At 39.8% G+C, this 1521-nt stretch carries 1 protein-coding gene; it reads left to right on the top strand.

Annotated elements, in window-relative coordinates; genetic code table 11:
- The first annotated feature begins 403 nt into the window (after positions 1 to 403).
- Positions 404 to 970: a recombinase family protein gene (locus tag AACR11_RS09870; RefSeq protein WP_047517731.1), complete on the top strand. Its 567-nt coding sequence runs from the start codon at positions 404 to 406 to the stop codon at positions 968 to 970.
- The last annotated feature ends 551 nt before the right edge of the window (positions 971 to 1521 follow it).

Below are 1521 nucleotides of genomic sequence, written 5' to 3'. Positions count from 1 at the left end.
CAGTACATCGATAAGCACGGTAAGCCAGTTGCGTTCTACACCGATAAATATGGTGTATTTCGCGTGAACCATGCCAGCAATGAAGACAAGAATATATTTAAACAGTCATAATTTGAGTTAAGTATACCTCACGCAAACCAATTCAGATATGCAACCAACTCCCCAAACAAACCTCTTGATGAATCAGCATTAGCCACCTATCAAAAAGTTGAATTCGATAGACAATGCCTATATCGCTCGTTAAGGTCATTTTTTAGACAAAGTCGCCCTCACTAAATTAGCACCATCTTAACAACTGAAAATCTCTTATCAATTTGTATACTTTTTGATAGTTCGTGAAATTATCTATCAAAAGTACTATTATAAATGCCAAATCAAAATATCTTAGAGTTATTGATAGATTATGGAGAAAATCGGATACGCTCGAGTGAGCTCTACTGGTCAAAGTTTAGACGTTCAATTGGAAAAACTAAATCATGTAGGTTGTCAACGCATTTACCAAGAAAAAAGAAGTGGTCGAACCTCTAACCGACCAGAATTTCAATCTTGTATGAATTATCTTCGAGAGGGAGATACGTTAGTCATCACTCGATTAGATCGCCTTGCTCGATCTGTTGTCCATCTGGCACAACTCGCTAAACGTTTTGAGCAAGAAAAAATTAACTTAATCGTCATTGATCAAAATATCGATACCAGCACATCAACTGGTAGATTGATGTTTAACATGTTGGCATCCATTGCTGAGTTCGAAAATGATTTACGAACTGAGCGGCAAGCCGAAGGTATTGCCAAAGCAAAAGAGAACGGCGTGAAGTTTGGGCGCCCAGCAAAACTCAATGAACAAATCTGCGATGCAATCCATTCCCGCCGAACCGAAGGGGCAACCATCGGTCAACTTGCGAAAGAATTTGAGCTAGGAGAAGCAACAATTTATCGGGCGTTAAAAATGGCAATGGCAAAATCAGATTGAAATTACCTCTGTATACGTTAGATCTTTGACTCATTCACATCCTGTTCACAGGCTTTTTCCATACTCAAATCAACTGGCTTCTGAGGTTATACGACATAGAGCGTTCTAACTCATTAAATCTGCCACTAAACTATTGATTTGTATTTGAAGCTTAAAAATAAAGAAGGCATTATTTGTTTGTAAAATACGGACAGTCGCCGTATAGAAAGCGTTATTTCCGCAACGGATCTCTCAGGCTGAATGTACGTGGTTGTAGCCTAAGAGTGAAAGTGGCGGGGTAATAGGGTGGAAAAGCGGCGAAAAGGGCGAATATTGGTCATTTCCATGCTAGCCTTAAAGCGCTTTAAGCGCACCTTAATATGGCGCAGCAATTAAAGAGTGACGCTAAAGCGATTTAAGGTAGTGAGCTGCCAAATACTTCGGCTTCGATTTTTGCCTGCATACCGAAAATTTCTCGTCATATCAAAACATTAGGCGTAAACATAGCCGAATTTAGTTGCGGAATAACAAGACGTTCAAGGCGATTCGAAACGCATTGGGGTTTTAGTGCC

It is taken from the genome of Vibrio sp. L85 (assembly GCF_963871815.1).
In the GTDB taxonomy this organism is placed as follows: Bacteria; Pseudomonadota; Gammaproteobacteria; order Enterobacterales; family Vibrionaceae; genus Vibrio; species Vibrio harveyi.
The sequence above is the reverse complement of the archived record's forward strand: the minus strand, read 5'-3'. Positions and strand labels throughout refer to the sequence as shown.

What these genes read in the sequence shown, in the direction of transcription:
- AACR11_RS09870 (WP_047517731.1), top strand. Translation starts at nt 404, where the DNA reads ATGGAGAAAATCGGATACGCTCGAGTGAGCTCTACTGGTCAAAGTTTA.